The organism is Rhodoferax sp. RT4P68, from assembly GCF_056521305.1.
On record NZ_JBWMBB010000002.1, the window covers coordinates 536,080 to 554,148 of the forward strand.

The following is an 18,069-nucleotide window of genomic DNA, read 5'->3' on the forward strand; positions in this document are numbered from 1 at the left end:
GGGGCGACAGCGCCAAGGCGCTCGGGAAAAAAGAAAACCCGCTGCAAAGAGCGGGTTTCGCGGTGCCGGGCTTGCGCCCATCTGGCATCACTTCAGCTTGATTTCCTTGTACGCGACATGCTTGCGCGCCTTGGGATCGAACTTGGTGATGAGCATCTTCTCGGGCATCGTCTTCTTGTTCTTGGTCGTGGTGTAGAAGTGACCGGTGCCGGCAGTGGATTCCAGCTTGATCTTCTCGCGTCCGCCTTTGGTAGCCATGGTGGTGTCCTCTTAAGCTTGGCCGCGTGCACGCAGGTCTGCGAGCACGGCATCGATGCCGTTTTTGTCGATCAGGCGCAGGCCGGCGTTGGAGATGCGCAGGCGCACCCAACGGTTTTCGGTCTCGACCCAGAAGCGGCGGTACTGCAGGTTCGGCAAGAACCGGCGCTTCGTTTTGTTGTTGGCGTGGGAAACATTGTTCCCGGTGATCGGGCCTTTGCCCGTGACTTCGCAAACGCGTGACATGGTCACTCTTTCTCAAACAGCTGGCACTGCCTGTGGTGCTGCGCGGGGCGCGCACCGGGGCGGTGTTCTACAGCTTGACCTCGCCAAGGTGCAGGTGGCGGTTTCCTGTCTTTGCCCTGCCCAGCCCGATTGCACCTTGAAGGTGCGCCGAACTTACTGGGCAAAGCCGGCGATTATAGCCAGATTGTGGGCTGCCTCGGCAGCGGCGCACCCGAGGGCGACGCCGCCGACGCTCACTCCTGTTCCAGGAAGCGCTGCGCGTCCAGGGCCGCCATGCAGCCGGTGCCGGCGCTGGTGATGGCCTGGCGGTAGATGTGGTCCTGCACGTCACCGGCGGCGAACACACCGGGCACGCTGGTCATGGTGGCCATGCCCGCCAGGCCTGACTGCGTGACGATGTAGCCGTCCTTCATGTCCAGCTGGCCTTCGAAGATGTCGGTGTTGGGCTTGTGGCCGATGGCGATGAAGCAGCCCTTCAGGTCAATGTCACGGGTGCTGCCGTCGCGGGTGTCGCGCAGACGCACGCCGGTCACACCCGTCGCGTCGCCCTTGACTTCGTCAAGCGTGTGAAACAGTTGCAACTCAATCTTGCCGGCCGCCACCTTTTCCATGACCCTGTCGACCAGGATCGGCTCGGCCCGGAACTTGTCGCGCCGGTGTACCAGCGTCACCTTGCTGGCGATGTTGGACAGGTACAGCGCCTCTTCGACCGCCGTATTGCCGCCGCCGATGACGCAGACCTCCTGCTCGCGGTAGAAGAAGCCATCGCAGGTTGCGCAGCCGGACACGCCCCGGCCCATGAACGCGGTCTCTGATGGCAAACCCAGGTATTGGGCCGATGCGCCGGTGCAGATGATCAGCGTGTCGCAGGTGTAAGTGTTGCTGTCGCCGATCAGCGTGAACGGGCGCTTGGCCAGGTCGACGGTGTTGATGTGGTCGAACACGATTTCGGTCTTGAAGCGCTCGGCGTGCTCCAAAAAGCGCTGCATCAACTCGGGGCCTTGCACGCCGTGTACATCGGCAGGCCAGTTGTCGACCTCGGTCGTGGTCATCAGCTGTCCACCCTGGGCGATGCCGGTGATCAGCACCGGATTCAGGTTGGCACGCGCTGCGTACACCGCAGCCGTGTACCCGGCCGGGCCGGAGCCAAGAATCAGAACCTTTGTGTGTTTGACAGTCGACATGGGAGTACTTTCGAAGCAGTAGGGCGCGGTCTCTCTGTGTACAGCTTGAGACTTTTCACACAGAATCAATGGCAGGCCCGAAGGCGCGCAACGCGGGGGCCGGATTTTGCCTCGGATCAGAAAAGCAAAAGCCCCAGGTGAAAGAAGCCGGGACCACCAAGGAGTATTGGTCGATGTCGATGTTGTCGAATCTCGAACTGTTGATGCGCGTGCCGTTGTTCTTCATGCTGACAGGTGAGCAGGCCAATGCCGTGGCGCAGGCTGTCAGCAAAAAACGGTTCAAGCGGGGGGAAATGGTCGTCGAGCAGGGCCGCAAGTCAAACGCTCTGTTCATCATTCTGAGTGGACGCTGTCGCGTGCTGACCACCGACAACCGGGGGCGCGAAGTCATCATTGCCACGCTGCGGCCGGCCGACTGCGTCGGCGAAATGAGCCTGATCGACAACGAGCCGCATTCGGCCACCGTGCTGGCCGAGGTGCAGACCGACGTGTTGGTGCTGGGCCGCGCCGAGTTCGACCGCTGCGTCGCCGACAACATCCAGATGGCGCGCGCCGTCATGACCGGGCTGGTCAAACGGCTGCGCCGCGCCGACCAGAAGATCGAATCCCTGGCACTGATGGACGTCTACGGCCGCGTGGCCCATGCGCTGCTGGAGCAGGCCAGCCCCGACGTGCAGGGCCAGCTGGTGATCCGCGACAAGATCTCGCGCCAAGACATCGCCAAGATGGTGGGCGCCTCGCGCGAGATGGTCAGCCGCGTCATGAAGGACCTGGAAGAGCGTGGCTACATCGAGAGCCAGGAAGGCGGCGCCATCCTCATCAAGGACCGCCTGACGACACTGGCCTGAGGCCGGTCGCAGCCCCTGGGCTGCAGGGGCCTTGGGGTAAGCTTGGGCGCAGATTTCTGCACCCATGACCTATTCGCTCAATACCCTCAATACCGCTAATGGCGCGGCGCTGCCGCCACGTTCGGGCATCGTGCGCTTCGCCCGCGAATTCGGCCTGCTGCTGGGCCTCCTGGCGCTGTCGTTCTGGTTCATCGCGCTGATCAGTTACTCGCTGCAGGATGCGGCGTGGTCGACGTCCGGCGGGGCCGGCGCCACGCGCAACTGGGCGGGGCGGCTGGGCGCCTGGGTGGCCGACATCAGCTACTTCAGCCTGGGCTTTTCCGTCTGGTGGTGTGTGGCCGCCGGGGTGCGCGCCTGGCTGTCCAGCCTGGCGCTGTGGATGCGCGGGCCGCAGGCGCCGCGCCTGCCGGAATCGCGCGTGGCCGGCGGGCCTGTGGTGTTCGTGTGCGGCCTGGTGTTGCTGCTGCTGGCCAGCTGTGCGCTGGAGTGGTCGCGCCTGTACCGGCTGGAGCCGCAGCTGCCCGGCCAGGCCGGCGGGGTCGTCGGCTATGTGGTCGGCCCGTTCGCGCTGAAATGGCTGGGGTTTGCCGGCTCGGGCCTGGTGGCCATCGTCGCCGGGATCATCGGCGTGGCCGCGGTCTTTCGCTTCTCATGGACCCAGGTGGCCGAGCGGGTCGGCGCCCGCATGGTGTCGCTGATCGAGTCGCGCCGCGAAAAGCGCGAGGTCGCCGAAGACCTCGCATTGGGCAAACAGGCCGTGCGTGAGCGCCAGGAGGGCACGTTCGACGACCGCTTCGAGCCGGTCGAAGAGGCCTCGGGCAAACCGGCCCGCGCGGCCAAGGCGCCCAAGCCGCTGGTGGTGATCGAAGCCGCGCCGGCCGAGCCGCCGCAGAGCACCCGCGTCGCCAAGGAACGGCAAAAGCCGCTGTTCAAGGAACTGCCCGATTCCAAACTGCCGCTGGTCGACCTGCTGGACGCCGCGCTGGTGCGCCAGGAGACCGTCTCGAACGACACGCTGGAGATGACCAGCCGCATGATCGAGAAGAAGCTCAAGGACTTCGGCGTCGAGGTGCGGGTTGTGCTGGCGTCGCCCGGCCCGGTCATCACGCGCTACGAGATCGAGCCGGCCACGGGCGTCAAGGGCTCGCAGATCGTGGGCCTGGCCAAGGACCTGGCGCGCAGCCTGAGCCTGGTGTCGATCCGCGTGGTCGAGACCATTCCCGGCAAGAACTACATGGCGCTGGAGTTGCCCAACGCGAAGCGCCAATCGATCAAGCTGTCGGAAATTCTGGGCTCGCAGGTCTACCACGAGGCCAAGTCCATGCTGACCATGGGCCTGGGCAAGGACATCGTGGGCAACCCCATCGTGGCCGATCTGGCCAAGATGCCGCATGTGCTCGTGGCCGGCACCACAGGCTCGGGCAAGTCGGTCGGCATCAACGCGATGATCCTCTCGCTGCTCTACAAGGCCGAGGCACGCGACGTGCGGCTGTTGATGATCGACCCCAAGATGCTGGAAATGTCGGTCTACGAAGGCATTCCGCACCTGCTGGCACCGGTCGTCACCGACATGCGGCAGGCCGCCCACGGGCTGAACTGGTGCGTGGCCGAGATGGAGCGCCGCTACAAGCTCATGAGCAAGCTGGGCGTGCGCAATCTGGCCGGCTACAACGTCAAGATCGACGAGGCCAAGGCGCGCGAGGAGTTCATCTACAACCCCTTCAGCCTGACGCCGGACGACCCCGAGCCGCTGCGGCGAGAACCGCACATCGTGGTCATCATCGACGAGCTGGCAGACCTGATGATGGTGGTCGGCAAGAAGATCGAAGAGCTGATCGCCCGCCTGGCGCAGAAGGCCCGCGCGGCCGGCATCCACCTGATTCTGGCGACGCAGCGGCCCAGCGTGGACGTGATCACCGGCCTCATCAAGGCCAACATCCCCACGCGGATTGCGTTCTCGGTCGGCTCCAAGATCGACAGCCGCACCATCCTCGACCAGATGGGCGCCGAAGCGCTGTTGGGCATGGGCGACATGCTCTACATGGCCAGCGGCAGCGGGCTGCCGATCCGCGTGCACGGCGCCTTCGTCAGCGACGAGGAGGTGCATCGCGTCGTGGCCTACCTTAAGAGCCAGGGCGAGCCCGACTACATCGAAGGTGTGCTCGAAGGCGGCACGGTCGACGGCGAGAGCACGGACTTCCCGGGCGAGGGCGGCTCCGACGCCGAGAAGGACCCGATGTACGACCAGGCGGTCGAAGTCGTGCTCAAGCACAGGAAGCCCAGCATCTCGCTCGTGCAGCGCCATCTGAAGATCGGCTACAACCGCGCCGCGCGGCTGGTCGAAGACATGGAGAAGGCCGGCCTCGTCAGCTCCATGAGCGGCAGCGGCCAGCGCGAGATTCTGGTGCCAGAGCGCGCCGAGTGAACCCGAATGAACGATCCGGCCCAGGCCGGCTCTCAAGCACATGAACCTTCGATCTTTGCCGCGCCGAGCCTTGGCGCCCCTGTTGCTCGGCACGCTGTTGGCGGCTGGCCTGGGCAGTGCCCGCGCCGATGCGCTGGACAGCCTGGAAACCTTCGTCAAGAACGTCAAGAGCGGGCGCGCCGAGTTCGCGCAGACCGTGACCTCGCCCCCGCGTGAAGGCCAGACCGCGCGCAGCCGCAACTCGACCGGCACCTTCGAGTTCCAGCGGCCCAGCCGCTTCCGTTTCGTCTACAGCAAGCCGTTCGAGCAGACCATCGTCGCCGATGGCCAGACGCTGTGGATGCACGATGTCGATTTGAACCAGGTCACGTCGCGCCCGCAGGCGCAGGTGTTGGGCTCGACACCGGCTGCGCTGGTCGCAGCGGCGCCTGACCTGAGCGCGCTGCGTGCCGACTTCGACCTCAAGGCCGCGCCCGACCAGGACGGCCTGCAGTGGGTGGACGCCACGCCCAAGTCCAAGGACGGCCAGCTGGCCAGCGTGCGGGTGGGCCTGAAGGCCGGCGAGAAGGCGCCTGAGCTTGCGGTGCTGGAGATTCTGGACAGCTTCGGCCAGCGCTCCACGCTGCGCTTCAGCCAGTTCCAGGTCAACCCTGCGCTGCCGGCGTCGACCTTCCAGTTCAAGCCGCCGGCCGGGGCGGACGTGCTGCGGCAGTAGGCCGGTGGTGCGCGCTGCCGCCCTGTGCCTGGCGCTGGCAGCGGCCTTGCTGCTGGTGGCCTGTGGCAGCGTGCCGCCAGGCGCGGCCGGTGGCTACGGGCCGGCTGGCCGCCTTGCCGCCCAGGACGCACGCGATGTGGCGGTGCACGCGCTGGGCCTGGTGGGCACGCCGTACCGCTACGGCGGCAACACGCCCGAGGGCGGTTTCGATTGCAGCGGCCTGATCGGTTATGTGTACCGCCACGGCAGCACGCCGGTGCTGGCGCCGCGCACCGTCGCGCAGCTGAGCGGCTGGGGCCAGCCGGTGCCCGCTGCTGCACTGCGCACCGGTGACCTGGTCATCGTCGGGCGCCGCGCTTCGACGCCCACGCACGCCGGCATCTACGTGGGTGAAGGCCGTTTCGTGCATGCGCCGTCCACGGGGGGCGAGGTGCGGCTGGACCGGCTCGATGGCCATTACTGGTCGCGCCAGAACGTCTCGTTCCGCCGGCCTTGACGCGCGCCGGGCCGGCCTCGGCTGCGTCCGGCCGACAATGCAGTTCTTCCATCGCCGCCGATCCGCACCCATGGCCGAAGCCACCATCACCACGCCGACCTACAAGCTGTACCCCTCGCCCCGCAACCGCGACCGCGAGGTGTTTCTGCACGAAGTCTTCGTGCCGCACATGTACACGCTGATCGATCCGCCGAGCTACAACCCGCAAGGCCGCTGGAGCCTGTTTGCCGCGTACCGTCTGGCCGATCGCAAGAATGGCCAGCTGGTGACCTACGAACTGCAGGCGGACGCCGAGCGTTTCAGGGCGCGGTTCGTGGCGGACTGAGGCCCCAGGCCGCTCACCGGATCACCCCCAACTTCCGCGCAATCGCTACCGCCTGCGTGCGGCTCTTCGCGTCCAGCTTCATGTTGATGTTGCGCAGGTGCGTGCGCACCGTGCTGTCCGAGACGAACAGCTTCTCGGCCATGGCGCTGTTGGAATAGCCCTCGGCCAGCAGCTGCAGCACGCGGATCTCCTTGCGTGTCAGCGGCTCTTCGTCGCCGCCTGCCGCAGGCGCATCGATCTCCGGCGGGGCCTGCGGGCCGGCGGCGTGCAGCAGGCGCTGCAGGTACTCGGCCAGGATGGGGTCGCCGCGCGCGGCGCTTGCCTCCTGCGCTGCGGCAAAGCGTTGCAGCAGGCGGCCAACTGCGGGGCCTTCGTCCAGGATCAGCCGGATGAAGCCTTCCTGGCTGGCTGCGTGCACCACCTCGCCGATGCCGGTCAGCGCGTTGGCTTGGTCGCCGGCGCGCTGCCATGCCAGCGCGCGCAGCAGCTTGAGCTTGAGCACGCGGCGCTCGCGCGCGGCGGCCGTCGCCGCGTGGATTTCGGCGTCGAGCGTGGTCAGCGCGGCGCGGGCGTCGCCGAACGTCAGCTCCCAGCGCGCGCGGGCCAGGGCCAGGTAGTCCAGATCGTGCGCGGGCAAGCGCTGTCGGCGTTCGCGCTCCCACAGGGCCGGATCGTCGGCACGCAGCAGCTCATCGCGCGACGCCGGCCCATTGCCCTGCAGCAGCAGCATGCGCGAGCGTTCCAGCTTGGCACCGGCCACCACGCGCGGCAGCTGGCGCGCGTGGCCCAGGTATTCGAGTTCGGTCAGCGCCAGTAGCGCCGCGTCGATGTCGCCGCTGTGGAAAGCGATGCGCGAGCGCATCACGTGCGAGAGGATCATGTGGTCCGGCAGGCCCACGTCGCGCGCCAGCGGCAGGTACACATTCAGCAGATGCTCGGCCTGCAGCAGCTGGTTGGCCTCATACACCACGCCGGCGTACAGCACGCCGGCCCAGGCGTTGCCGTGGCTGTGGTGGTAGCTCGCCGCGTGGGTGGAATCGACCGCGATCCGAAAGCGCGCCGTGGCCTGGCGCAGCCGGCCGGCCTGCAGGTCCAGGATGCCCTCGCACGATTCCGTGTACATGCGGTTGAACGTGGCGTTGCCCCTGCCCTGGCCCTGTTGGCTGCGGGCGGCGTCCAGCAGGCGCTGCGAGGCGTGCCGGTCGCCCATCACCGACAGGATGTTGGCCATGGCGTTGAGCAGCGTGCTGTCGGCAAAGGCCAGGCCGGTGGGCAGGCGGCCCAGGGCCGCGCGGCCGGCTTCGTAGGCCTCGTCGTAGCGGTCCTGCATGGCCCACAGCAGCGGCACCAGCGTGTGGGCGCAGGCGCGCACCTGGGGCACCGTGCTGTGCAGGCAGCCTGAAGCCCCCAGCCGCGCCATCGCCTCCCAGGGGCCGTGCGTGAAGCACTCCGCCCACAGCGCGATCAGCTGCAGCAGCGGGCGCTGGCGCAGCTGCGGCTCGGGGATGGCGCCGAACCAGCGCGAGAGCAGGCGCATGCGCCCCTGCTCCAGAAACGATTCGGCCTGCAGCTCCAGCAGCGTCAGCGCGTAGGGGTGGTCGCCGCCCTCGATCGCGTGGTCGATCGCCGGCACAGGTCGGCCCTGCGATTCGTACCAGCCCGACGCGGCCAGGTGCAGCCGCGCCAACTCGTCGGGGTGTTCGCGCGCCAGTTGCGCGCGCAGGAAGTCGGCAAACAGGCTGTGGTAGCGCCACGCCGTCGCCGGGCCGCTGCTGTCGCCGGTGACCGGGGTCAGGAACAGGTTGGACGCGGCCAGCTGATCCAGGATGGCGGCGCTGTCGCCGCGCGGGTTCAATGCCTGGCAGACCGAGGCGTCCAGCTGGCGCAGGATGCTGGTGCGCAGCAGGAAGTCGCGGATGGCGCTGGGCTGGTGCGCCAGCACATCTTCGGCCAGATAGTCGGCGACGGCACGGTCCGATCCCGAGAAGCGCTCGACGAAATCGGCGGCCACGCCAGGCCGCTCCAGTGCCATCGCCGCCAGCCAGATCGCCGCTACCCATCCCTCGGTCTTGCGGTGCAACTGGTCCAGCCGCGGGGCCGACAGCGCAGCGCGGGCGCGCGGGCCGAGAAAGGCGCTGGTCTCCTCCAGACTGAAGCGCAGGCGGTCGGTGTCGATCTCCAGCAGCTGGCCGCGCGCGCGCAACCGGCCCAGGCCCAGGTCGGGCAGGCTGCGCGAGCCGATCACCAGCCGGCTGCCGCGCGGCAGGTGTTCCACGATCTCGCGCACCAGGCCCAGCACGGCGGGTTCGTGCACCACCTCGAACTCGTCCAGGAACAAGGTGAACGGCGCATCGTGCGCCGCCAGCGCAGCCACTGCGTCGAACGCGGCGTTGCCATGCGTCTCGTCCAGCCCCAGGCGCAGCACCACCTCACCCAGCCCGCCGACGAAGCGCGACATGTCGTTGTCGGCGCGGTCCAGCGTCAGCCAGGCTGTGGCCATGCCCTGCGCGGCCATGCGCTGCAGCGCCTGCGCCATGGCGGTCGTCTTGCCGAAGCCGGCCGGCGCGCGCACCAGCACCAGCCGTGCAGCGGTGCCGGCGATCTCGTCGCTGATCGCCGCGCGCAGCACTTCGGTGTGGGCGACCGAGGGCGGGTGGAGCTTGGCTTGCAGGATGCGGGGGGCGGTGGAAGGCATCGCGTCGGGCGTTCGGGGCTGTGCGCCAGGCGGGCACGGTGTGGGTGGGCGGCGCGCGAGGCGGCGGTGCCAGTGTCGCCGTATCGAGAGGTGGTCCATGTCTCCTGCGGCGCAGCGCCGCAGGCCTGACACCAGCGAGACAGGCCCGGCGGCCCCCGTCGGTTCCGACGATGGAGGCGACGAATTCTGCTGCGTACACTGCCCAGCCACAAGCCCGGCCGGCGCCAGCGCCGGTACGGTCCGCGTCCCGCTTTGGCGGCCACGCCCGTTTCAACCGAGGAGCACCCGACATGACCCGCATGAAGACCCGCGTCACCGAACAGCTGGGCATCCAGTTCCCCATCATCCAGGGTGGCATGCAGTGGGTGGGCCTGGCCGAGCTGGCCTCGGCCGTCTCGAACGCCGGCGGCCTGGGCGTGCTGACGGCACTGACGCAGCCGACGCCCGACGCCCTGCGCGCCGAGATCGAGCGCACGCGCGCGATGACCGACCAGCCCTTCGGCGTGAACCTCACCATCCTGCCGACCATCAAGCCGCCGCCCTACGCCGAGTACGTGGACGTCATCATCGACAGCGGCATCAAGATCGTGGAGACAGCGGGCAACAGCCCCAAGGACTTCATCGCGCGCTTCAAGGCCGCAGGCGTGACCATCGTGCACAAGTGCACCACGGTGCGGCACGCGCTGTCGGCCGAGCGCAATGGCGTGGACATCGTCTCCATCGATGGCCTCGAATGCGCCGGCCACCCGGGCGAGGACGATGTCGGCGGCCTGGTGCTGATCCCGGCCGCGGCGCGCGCGCTGAAGATTCCCATCGTGGCCTCGGGCGGCATCGCCGACGGCCGCGGCATGGCAGCCGCGCTGGTACTGGGCGCCGAGGGCGTGAACATGGGCACGCGCTTCTATGTGACGCAAGAGGCGCCGGTGCACCAGAACATCAAAGAGGCCATGGTGCAGGCCAGCGAGCGCGACACGGCGCTGCTGTTCCGCACGCTGAAGAACACTGCGCGCGTCTACCGCAACGCCATTGCCGAGGAAGTCGTGGGCATGGAGCGGCGCCCCGGCGGCTGCACCTTCGAAGAGATCCGCCCGCTGGTCGCCGGCGTGCGGGGCCGCGCGACGCTGCAGTCCGGCGAGGTCGACAACGGCGTGGTATCGGCCGGCCAGTGCATCGGCCTGATCGACGACATCCCCACCTGCGCCGCGCTCATCACGCGCATGGTGGCCGAGTGCCGCGAGCGGCTGGACGCAGGCAGGAGCTACTTTGTTTGACGCGGCCGGGCGCAGGCGCGAAGCCCTGCACGCGCTGGTCGAGCAGCTGCGCCTGGAGCAGCTGGAGAAGAACCTGTTTCGCGGCACCAGCAGCGACATCGGCGCACCGGCCGTGTTCGGCGGCCAGGTGCTGGGCCAGGCGCTGATGGCCGCCGCCCGCACGGTGGACGCGCACGCCGCGCATTCGCTGCACGGCTACTTCCTGCGGCCGGGCGACAAGGCCGCGCCGATCGTCTATGACGTCGACCGCATCCGCGACGGTGGCAGCTTCACGACGCGGCGTGTGGTCGCCATCCAGCATGGCGAGGCGATCTTTCACATGTCCGCCTCGTTCCACCGGCGCGAGGAGGGCATGGAACACCAGCGCGCCATGCCCGCGGTGCCGGCGCCCGACACGCTGCACGAGCAGACGCACCAGCCGCTCTCGCTGCCGATCGACTTTCGGTGTGCCGATGGCCGCCCGCCGCTGGGCTGCGGCACCTGGGCGCCGCAGGGCCAGACCTGGATGCGCACCGTCGACCGGTTGCCGGACGACCCGCTGCTGCACCAGGCCCTGCTGGCCTATGCATCGGACTACAGCCTGCTGGGCGTGGCCTTGCAACCCCACGGGCTGGACTTTCGCAAGCCCGGCGTGCAAAGCGTGAGCCTGGACCATGCGATGTGGTTCCACCGCGACTTCCGCGTCGACGAATGGCTGCTGTACGACACCGATTCGCCCACTGCGGCGGGTGCGCGCGGCTTCTGCCGAGGCAGCCTGTACAGCGAGGACGGGCGGCTGGTCGCCTCGGTCGCACAGGAAGGGTTGGTGCGGGTCAGAGCTTGAGCGGCAAGCGATTGCCACTCAAGCGCTCACAGCATTGCCAGCGGCACGCGCCCGTTCGGCGGCGCGAACACTGCGTCCAACGCGGCCAGCTCGTCCGCCGTCAGGCGTCTTGCCAGCGCGGCCGCGTTCTGCTCCAGGCGTTGCGGGCTGCCGGTCTTGGGGATGGCGATCACACCGTCTTGCGCGAGCAGCCAGGCGATGGCCAGAGCGCCGGGCGCCATGTCGAACTGCCGGGCCAATGCGGCCAGCCCCTTGTGCCGCAGCAGCCGGCCCTGGTCCAGCGGCGAATAGGCCATCACCGGCACGCCATGGCGGCGCTGCCAGGGCAGCACATCCCATTCGATGCCGCGCTCGCCCAGGTGGTAGAGCACCTGGTTGGTCTGCGCGGCGCTGCCGCCTGGCACATCCCACAATTCCTGCAGGCCATCGGCGTCGAAGTTGCTCACACCCCAATGGCGGATCTTGCCGGCCCGCTGCAGCGCCTCGAAGGCCTGCACCGTCTCGGCCAGCGGCACGGCGCCCGGCCAATGCAGCAGATACAGGTCGATGGTCTCGACCCCCAGGCGCCGCAGGCTGGCCTCGCATGAGCGCGGCATCGCCGTGCGCGAGGCGTTGTGCGGGTAGACCTTGCTGACGACGAACACCTCGTCGCGCCGCCCGGCAATGGCCTCGCCGACCAGGGCTTCCGATCGCCCATCGCCATACATCTCGGCGGTGTCGATCAGCGTGTGGCCCAGGTCAATGCCGCGGCGCAGGGCGGCGATCTCGTCGGCGCGCCGACGCGGGTCATCGCCGATGTTCCAGGTGCCTTGGCCAAGTGCGGCGATGTGTTCGCCGCAGGGGAGCATGCGTTGCATGCGGCCAGTATGCACGCGCAGACGGTTGCAAGCTTGTCGCCGCCATCTGGGCTGTGTTCCAATTCGGCCCGCGAATGGGAGTCGCGTCGACCCTGTCTTTCACTGAGGAGCATATGGATTTTCTAACATCACCGGCATTCTGGGTCGCGCTCGGCCAGATCATCATCATTGACATCCTGCTCGGCGGTGACAACGCGGTCGTGATCGCGCTGGCCTGCCGCAAGCTGCCGCCCGCGCAGCGCACCAAAGGCATCATCTGGGGCACCGCTGGCGCCATCATCTTGCGCGTGATCCTGATCGCGTTCGCGATGACGCTGCTGAACGTGCCGTTCCTCAAGCTGATCGGCGCCATCTTGCTGGTCTGGATCGGTGTGAAGCTGCTGGCCCCCGATGGTGAAGGGCACGGCGACATGCAAGCCAGCGACAAGCTGTTCGCCGCCATCAAGACCATCATCGTGGCCGATCTGGTCATGAGCGTGGACAACGTCATCGCCATCGCCGGCGCCGCGCAGAACGCCGGCGAGCACTCGATGCTGCTGGTGGTGCTGGGCCTGTTGATCTCCATCCCGATCATCGTCTGGGGCAGCCAGCTGGTCATCAAGCTGATGGAACGCTACCCCATGATCATCACCGCCGGCGGCATGCTGCTCGGCTGGATCGCAGGCGGCATGCTGGTCTCCGACCCGGCGCTGGCCAACCCCGACAAATGGCAGTGGATGCTGAAGGTGCCTCAGAACAGCACGATCCACTACGCAGCCGCTGTGGCAGGCGCTTTGCTGGTGCTGGCGCTCGGCAAGGCATTGGCGGCCCGCAAGGGCCCGGCCGCGGCCCACTGACCCCGGGCGCACGCAGCGCCTGCCGTCTCTTCGAAACCGCCAGCGGCGCCCACAGCGCCGCTGGCGGTTTTTTTGTGCCCGCCTGGCGCACGGCGGGGCGCCTGTGCCTGCGTCGGCGCGCTCCCGTGCACGGTGACGGTTTCGCTCCGCGAACTCGTCCCTTCGGACGATGGCCTGCATGCCGATGCGGCGCCAGCATGTGGCTCCTGATCACACCGAGGAGAACTGTTCATGCCGATTGCAAGGCGCAGCATTGCGGCGCTCGTCCTGGCGGCCTGCCTGCCCATGGCCCCGCTGACCACGTTTGCCAACACCTATCCCGACAAGCCCGTGCGGCTCGTCATGCCTTTTCCGGCTGGCGGCATGGGCGACATCGTGGCGCGCATGCTGGCCACGGATCTGGCCCGGCTGTGGGGCCAGCCCGTCGTCGTGGAAAACCGCGCGGGCGCCTCCGGCATGATCGGCAACGAGCATGTGGCGCGTTCGGCGCCCGACGGCTACACCTTGCTACTGGCCATCAGCCAGGTGGCCCTGGCGCCCAGCCTTTATCCCAAGCTGGCCTACGACGTGGAGAAGGACTTCGTGCCGCTGGCGCGCGTCGCCGACGCCGTCTCGGTGTTCATCACCAACGACCCCGGCATCCGCTCGATGAAGGACTACGTCGCGCTGGCCACCCAATCGCCAGGCAAGTACAGCTACGGCACCTACGGCGCGGGCACCACCGCCCACATCTACGCCGAGATGTTCAACCGTGAGAACCGCATCCGCACCGTGCACGTGCCTTACAAAGGCGCCGCACCCATGATGACCGACCTGCTGGCCGGCCACGTTTCGCTGTCGTTCAGCGACCTGGCTACGCCGCTGCCCTATGTGCAGGCCGGCAAGGTACGGGCTTACGCCGTCACGGGCAGCCGACGCGCGCCGCTGTTGCCGGACGTGCCCACGTTTGCCGAACTGGGCTACAAGGGCTTCGATGTGCCGGGCTGGTACGCACTGTTCGCGCCGGCCCGGACACCCCCCGAGGTCGTGCGCCGCATCCGCGACGGCGTGGACCAGGTGCTCAAGACGCCCGAGATGCAGGCGCGCTTGACCCAGCTGGGCCTGCTGCCGTCCACCGACGCACCAGCCGCGTTCGAACAGAGGTTGCGCGACGACCTGGCGTACTGGAAGAAGGCCATTGCCGAGACCGGCATCCGGATCGAGCCGTGAGGCCGTGTGCTGCAGGCGCCATCGGCAAGGGCGAGCGCGGCGGCTCCGGCCCCCTCTGACGGGCGCTGATTCGTCTGTTCGGACGATGCCGCCCAAGCCCTTGCGTCCGTAGACTTTTCACCGCATTCCGACGGGCTGCGGCCCTGCGCGCCGACGCTGGATTTCGCCGCCGCGCCGTGCACGCGAGGGTGGCCCCAACCGGCGCCTTGCTGTGCCGCTGTCTGATTCTTCACCTCTTGGTTGTTCGCAAAGAAGGATTTCCCATGCAACTCGATTCCAGCATTGCCGCCGTCGTCACCGGCGGCGCCTCCGGCCTCGGCGCGGCCACCGCCCGCCGGCTGGCCAAGTCCGGCGTCAAGGTCGCCCTGTTCGACTTCAACGAAGAAAAGGGCGAAGCCCTGGCCAAGGAGATCGGCGGCGTGTTCTGCAAGGTCGATGTGACCAGCGAAGAGCAGGTCGACGCCGGCTTCGCCAAGGCACGCGCGGCCCACGGGCAGGAGCGCATCCTCGTCAACTGCGCCGGCACCGGCGGCGCGGTCAAGACCGCCAGCCGCGACAAGACCACGGGCGAGATCCGCCACTTCCCGCTGGCCAACTTCGACCGCGTCATCCAGATCAACCTGGTCGGCACCTTTCGCTGCATCGCCAAGAGCGCGGCCGGCATGCTGACGCTGGCGCCGCTGCAGGATGCCGACAACTCCGGCGAGCGCGGCGCCATCGTCAACACCGCCTCGGTGGCGGCCGTGGACGGGCAGATGGGCCAGGCCAGCTACTCGGCCAGCAAGGGCGGCATCGTCGGCATGACGCTGCCGATCGCGCGCGACCTGATGGGCGAGGGCATCCGCGTGAACACCATCCTGCCGGGCATCTTCAACACGCCGCTGCTGCAGGGCGCGCCCGAGAACGTGAAGGCCGGGCTGGCCGCGTCCGTGCCGTTCCCCAAGCGCCTGGGCAACCCCGACGAATACGCGCAGCTGGCCGAGACCATGATCACCAACGGTTACTTCAACGGTGAGTGCGTGCGGCTGGATGGGGCCATCCGCATGGCGCCGCGCTGAAGCCTGCTCAGGCGCCGCGCAGCACTTCCCCAAACCGGCGGATGCTGTGCTGCACCAGGGCCTGCGCCGCTGGCGACCAGCGGCCCATGTCGAAGAAGCCGTGGATCATGCCGGGGCCGGCAATGTGCTCGGCCTGGTTGCCTGCGTCGCTGAGCGCCTTGGCATAGGCCGCGCCGCTGTCGCGCAGCGGATCGAACTCGGCCGTCACCACGATGGCTGGCGGCAGCTCGCCCAGCCAGGGGTTCTGCAGCGGCGCCAGGCGTGGGTCCATCGGGTCGCTGCAGTTGCCCGCGTAGTGCTGGTGGAACCAGCGCATGTTCGGCGCTTCGAGGAAGTAGCCCGTGGCGTTCTCATCCATGCTGAGGTCGCGCGCGTCCGCGTGGTCCACGGCCGGGTAGATGAGGAACTGCGCCGCCAGCGCGATGCCCGCGTCGCGCAACTGCTGCGCCACCACGGCCGAAAAATTACCGCCCGCGCTGTCGCCGGCCACGCCCACGGTGGCGTTACCGCCCAGTTCTGCGGCATGCGCCACGACCCAGCGGGTGGCAGCCACCGCGTCTTCGATGCCGGCGGGAAAGGGGTGCTCCGGCGCCAGGCGGTAGTCCACCGCCACCACCACCGCCTGCGCGCCGCGGCAGATGTCGCGGCACATGTTGTCGTGCGTCTCCAGGTCGCCGATGACCCAGCCGCCGCCGTGGAAGAACGCGACGGTGGGAACCGGCCCCGGGCCCTCGGGCCGGTAGATGCGTGCCTTCAACGGGCCGGCGGCGCCGGGGACGGTGGTGTCCTGCACGCTGGCCACGGGCACGACTTCGGCGGGCTGCCGTGTGCCCACGGTCAGCGCCAGATAGCCGGCGCGGCCCTCGTCCGGCGTTCCCTCGTAGAGAGGTTTCTTGTCTGAATCGGCCATGTTCTGCAGGACGACGGCGAGGTGGGGATCAAGAGGCATGGATGCAATCTCCGGGGGTTGTTTGCGCTCAACGGTACTGGAGCGCGCTTTCGTCGGGCCGCACGGCCGGCAGCGTGATGCGCTCCTCGTGGAATTCCATGGCATGCCGCCAGGGATGGCGGTCGCCCTGGCGGAACATGCGGTGTTGCGCGCGCTGGATGTAGCCGGCGTTGAAGTTGTCCGGCTCCATCCACGGCAGGCGCGGCATGCCGGCGTCCTCGGCGCGCAGCGCGGGCATCACCACCGCGCGGCCGTGCGCGCGCATGTGCTCGATCACGCGCCCCACCAGGTCGCAAACCAGGTCCAGCCGCAGCGTCCAGCTCGACCTGAAGTAGCCCATGGCGTAGGCCATGTTCGGCACGCCCTCGATCATCACGCCGCGCCAGGTGACGCGCTGGGTGAAGTCCACCGGCGCACCATCGACCTCGAACGGCACGCCGCCCAGCACCTGCAGGTCGAACCCGGTCGCGGTGACGACGATGTCGGCCGGCAGATGCGTGCCGCTGACCAATTGGATGCCGGTCGCGTCGAAGCACTCGATGGTGTCGGTGACCACCGACGCCTGGCCGCTGCGGATGGCGGCAAACAGGTCGCCATCGGGCACCAGAGCCACGCGCTGCTGCCAGGGGCGGTAGCGCGGGTTGAAGTGCCGGTCGATGTCGAAGCCCTCGGGTAGCTGAGCGCGGGCCTGCTCGATCAGCAGGGCGCGCAGCGCATCGGGTTGCTCGAAGGACATGCGCACCACCTCGGCGCTGCGGGCCAGGTGCGCGCGGCGCAGGATTTCGTGCGTCCACGCCTCGGGAATGTTCAACGCACGCAGCGGGGCCTCCAGCGCGTGGGCCCGGGGCTGGGTCGAAAAGAAGGTGGGCGAGCGCTGCAGCATGGTCACATGCGCCACCGATTCGGCCAGCGCCGGGATCAGCGTGGCCGCCGTCGCGCCTGAGCCAATCACCACCACGCGCTGGCCCGCGCAGTCCAGGTCCTGCGGCCAATGCTGCGGATGCACCACCCGGCCCTGGAATTCGTCCAGCCCCGGCCAGGACGGCGTGTAGCCCTGGCCGTGGTCGTAGTAGCCGGCGCACATCCACAAGAAGCGGGCGGTGAGCGTCAGCGGCTCCGCTTTGGCCGTGCGCGCGACCTCCAGCATCCAGCGCTGCTCCTGCGACGACCAGCGGGCGGCCGTGACCCGGTGGCCGTAGTGGATGTGCGGCCCCAGATCGTTCTCGTCGATCGCTTCGGCGAGGTAGTTGCGGATCTCGTCGGCCGTGGCGATGGCCTGGCCCGTCCAGGGCTTGAAGCCGTAGCCGTAGGTGTACAGGTCACTGTCCGAGCGCGCGCCGGGGTAGCGGTGCGTCCACCAGGTGCCGCCAAAGCCATCCATCGCATCGAGCACGGCAACGCGGCTCTCGGGGAAACGCTGGCGCATGTGGACCGCAGCGCCGATGCCGGAGATGCCGGCGCCGAGGATCAGGAAGTCCAAGTGCGCGCCTGCCAGGGGCGACGCCATGTACTGGCAACTGGTCATGGTGCTCGTCTCCGTGTGACTGGCCACATTGTTCGTTGCATCTTAGGTTTGGACCCTGGACGGAGCAGTCTCTGGGGGGACCGGCCAGCAACGTGGCGCACCGCAATGAGACGGCCTGCGCGCGAGCGACTGCCCTGAGAGGAAACGTTACGTGACAGGTGTATTGTTTTGTATACCTCATGCAATCAAATAACAAAGGCATGCATGGGGGCGATCAGGTACCCTCAGGCTGGTACCCCGGGGCAGACGAGCCCAACAATGCCACAGAGTCGGGCCCGTTGAGATCACGCATGACATGCGACGGTCATGCAGCGCTCTGATGCTGGTCGACTGGTCAGTGGCACATCGC

The 18,069-nt window shown here is 68.2% G+C and carries 17 protein-coding genes; 10 read left to right on the forward strand and 7 right to left on the reverse strand.

Annotated elements, in window-relative coordinates:
• Positions 1-87 precede the first annotated feature (87 nt).
• The 3 genes from rpmG to trxB all read right to left on the reverse strand — a co-directional run bounded on the left by rpmG (position 88) and on the right by trxB (position 1,688).
• Positions 88-258, reverse strand: a complete 171-nt coding sequence (gene rpmG / locus AC099J_RS05915; protein ID WP_479614289.1) for a 50S ribosomal protein L33 — start codon at positions 256-258, stop codon at positions 88-90.
• Positions 259-270: 12 nt separating this feature from the next.
• Entirely contained in the window at positions 271-504 is a 234-nt protein-coding gene (rpmB, locus tag AC099J_RS05920; protein WP_479614422.1) for a 50S ribosomal protein L28, read from the reverse strand.
• A gap of 233 nt (positions 505-737) precedes the next feature.
• Complete coding sequence (gene trxB / locus AC099J_RS05925; RefSeq protein ID WP_479614290.1) at positions 738-1,688, reverse strand: thioredoxin-disulfide reductase; 951 nt, start codon at positions 1,686-1,688, stop codon at positions 738-740.
• Positions 1,689-1,861: 173 nt separating this feature from the next.
• Here trxB and AC099J_RS05930 point away from each other — a divergent pair, with 173 nt between their 5' ends.
• From AC099J_RS05930 to AC099J_RS05950, 5 genes are all read left to right on the forward strand, one after another.
• On the forward strand, positions 1,862-2,536 hold the full coding sequence (locus AC099J_RS05930) for a Crp/Fnr family transcriptional regulator (RefSeq protein ID WP_479614291.1): 675 nt from the start codon (positions 1,862-1,864) through the stop codon (positions 2,534-2,536).
• A 64-nt stretch (positions 2,537-2,600) separates the two neighbouring features.
• Positions 2,601-4,961 (forward strand): DNA translocase FtsK, encoded by a 2,361-nt coding sequence (locus AC099J_RS05935; RefSeq protein ID WP_479614292.1) that lies wholly within the window; start codon positions 2,601-2,603, stop codon positions 4,959-4,961.
• 40 nt (positions 4,962-5,001) lie between these two features.
• Positions 5,002-5,676, forward strand: a complete 675-nt coding sequence (gene lolA / locus AC099J_RS05940; protein ID WP_479614293.1) for an outer membrane lipoprotein periplasmic chaperone LolA — start codon at positions 5,002-5,004, stop codon at positions 5,674-5,676.
• Positions 5,677-5,683: 7 nt separating this feature from the next.
• Positions 5,684-6,172 carry a C40 family peptidase gene (locus AC099J_RS05945; protein WP_479614294.1) on the forward strand — a complete coding sequence of 163 codons (489 nt, stop codon included), beginning with the start codon at positions 5,684-5,686 and terminating at the stop codon, positions 6,170-6,172.
• A 70-nt stretch (positions 6,173-6,242) separates the two neighbouring features.
• Positions 6,243-6,497: a hypothetical protein gene (locus AC099J_RS05950; protein ID WP_479614295.1), complete on the forward strand. Its 255-nt coding sequence runs from the start codon at positions 6,243-6,245 to the stop codon at positions 6,495-6,497.
• Between the two features lie 13 nt (positions 6,498-6,510).
• On the opposite strand, the gene AC099J_RS05955 is transcribed toward AC099J_RS05950, so the two are convergent.
• The gene (locus AC099J_RS05955; protein WP_479614296.1) at positions 6,511-9,192 is read right to left on the reverse strand and encodes a winged helix-turn-helix domain-containing protein; all 2,682 of its coding nucleotides are present in this window, start codon (positions 9,190-9,192) and stop codon (positions 6,511-6,513) included.
• A gap of 290 nt (positions 9,193-9,482) precedes the next feature.
• On the opposite strand from AC099J_RS05955, the gene AC099J_RS05960 reads away from it, so the two are divergent.
• The gene (locus AC099J_RS05960; RefSeq protein ID WP_479614297.1) at positions 9,483-10,463 is read left to right on the forward strand and encodes an NAD(P)H-dependent flavin oxidoreductase; all 981 of its coding nucleotides are present in this window, start codon (positions 9,483-9,485) and stop codon (positions 10,461-10,463) included.
• Complete coding sequence (locus AC099J_RS05965) at positions 10,456-11,286, forward strand: acyl-CoA thioesterase (protein ID WP_479614298.1); 831 nt, start codon at positions 10,456-10,458, stop codon at positions 11,284-11,286. Before AC099J_RS05960 ends, AC099J_RS05965 begins: the two co-directional genes overlap by 8 nt.
• Before the next feature lie 26 nt (positions 11,287-11,312).
• Here the strand turns inward: AC099J_RS05965 and AC099J_RS05970 are convergent, their stop codons facing one another.
• Complete coding sequence (locus tag AC099J_RS05970; RefSeq protein ID WP_479614299.1) at positions 11,313-12,143, reverse strand: aldo/keto reductase; 831 nt, start codon at positions 12,141-12,143, stop codon at positions 11,313-11,315.
• Between the two features lie 113 nt (positions 12,144-12,256).
• Between AC099J_RS05970 and AC099J_RS05975 the strand changes: the two genes are divergently transcribed.
• The 3 genes from AC099J_RS05975 (at position 12,257) to AC099J_RS05985 (ending at position 15,246) form a co-directional block, all read left to right on the forward strand.
• Positions 12,257-12,979 (forward strand): TerC family protein, encoded by a 723-nt coding sequence (locus tag AC099J_RS05975; RefSeq protein ID WP_479614300.1) that lies wholly within the window; start codon positions 12,257-12,259, stop codon positions 12,977-12,979.
• 231 nt (positions 12,980-13,210) lie between these two features.
• Positions 13,211-14,188: a Bug family tripartite tricarboxylate transporter substrate binding protein gene (locus AC099J_RS05980; RefSeq protein WP_479614301.1), complete on the forward strand. Its 978-nt coding sequence runs from the start codon at positions 13,211-13,213 to the stop codon at positions 14,186-14,188.
• 263 nt (positions 14,189-14,451) lie between these two features.
• On the forward strand, positions 14,452-15,246 hold the full coding sequence (locus tag AC099J_RS05985; protein ID WP_479614302.1) for an SDR family NAD(P)-dependent oxidoreductase: 795 nt from the start codon (positions 14,452-14,454) through the stop codon (positions 15,244-15,246).
• 7 nt (positions 15,247-15,253) lie between these two features.
• On the opposite strand, the gene AC099J_RS05990 is transcribed toward AC099J_RS05985, so the two are convergent.
• Positions 15,254-16,195: an alpha/beta hydrolase gene (locus AC099J_RS05990; RefSeq protein ID WP_479614303.1), complete on the reverse strand. Its 942-nt coding sequence runs from the start codon at positions 16,193-16,195 to the stop codon at positions 15,254-15,256.
• Between the two features lie 28 nt (positions 16,196-16,223).
• Positions 16,224-17,720: a flavin-containing monooxygenase gene (locus AC099J_RS05995; RefSeq protein WP_479614304.1), complete on the reverse strand. Its 1,497-nt coding sequence runs from the start codon at positions 17,718-17,720 to the stop codon at positions 16,224-16,226.
• Positions 17,721-18,069: the final 349 nt, after the last annotated feature.

Excerpts from the sequence above, each read along its gene's own strand:
- rpmG (WP_479614289.1), bottom strand. The coding sequence starts at position 258 with ATGGCTACCAAAGGCGGACGCGAGAAGATCAAGCTGGAATCCACTGCC.
- rpmB (WP_479614422.1), bottom strand. The coding sequence starts at position 504 with ATGTCACGCGTTTGCGAAGTCACGGGCAAAGGCCCGATCACCGGGAAC.
- trxB (WP_479614290.1), bottom strand. The coding sequence starts at position 1,688 with ATGTCGACTGTCAAACACACAAAGGTTCTGATTCTTGGCTCCGGCCCG.
- AC099J_RS05930 (WP_479614291.1), top strand. The coding sequence starts at position 1,862 with ATGTCGATGTTGTCGAATCTCGAACTGTTGATGCGCGTGCCGTTGTTC.
- AC099J_RS05935 (WP_479614292.1), top strand. The coding sequence starts at position 2,601 with ATGACCTATTCGCTCAATACCCTCAATACCGCTAATGGCGCGGCGCTG.
- lolA (WP_479614293.1), top strand. The coding sequence starts at position 5,002 with ATGAACCTTCGATCTTTGCCGCGCCGAGCCTTGGCGCCCCTGTTGCTC.
- AC099J_RS05950 (WP_479614295.1), top strand. The coding sequence starts at position 6,243 with ATGGCCGAAGCCACCATCACCACGCCGACCTACAAGCTGTACCCCTCG.
- AC099J_RS05955 (WP_479614296.1), bottom strand. The coding sequence starts at position 9,192 with ATGCCTTCCACCGCCCCCCGCATCCTGCAAGCCAAGCTCCACCCGCCC.
- AC099J_RS05960 (WP_479614297.1), top strand. The coding sequence starts at position 9,483 with ATGACCCGCATGAAGACCCGCGTCACCGAACAGCTGGGCATCCAGTTC.
- AC099J_RS05970 (WP_479614299.1), bottom strand. The coding sequence starts at position 12,143 with ATGCAACGCATGCTCCCCTGCGGCGAACACATCGCCGCACTTGGCCAA.
- AC099J_RS05975 (WP_479614300.1), top strand. The coding sequence starts at position 12,257 with ATGGATTTTCTAACATCACCGGCATTCTGGGTCGCGCTCGGCCAGATC.
- AC099J_RS05980 (WP_479614301.1), top strand. The coding sequence starts at position 13,211 with ATGCCGATTGCAAGGCGCAGCATTGCGGCGCTCGTCCTGGCGGCCTGC.
- AC099J_RS05985 (WP_479614302.1), top strand. The coding sequence starts at position 14,452 with ATGCAACTCGATTCCAGCATTGCCGCCGTCGTCACCGGCGGCGCCTCC.
- AC099J_RS05990 (WP_479614303.1), bottom strand. The coding sequence starts at position 16,195 with ATGCCTCTTGATCCCCACCTCGCCGTCGTCCTGCAGAACATGGCCGAT.
- AC099J_RS05995 (WP_479614304.1), bottom strand. The coding sequence starts at position 17,720 with ATGACCAGTTGCCAGTACATGGCGTCGCCCCTGGCAGGCGCGCACTTG.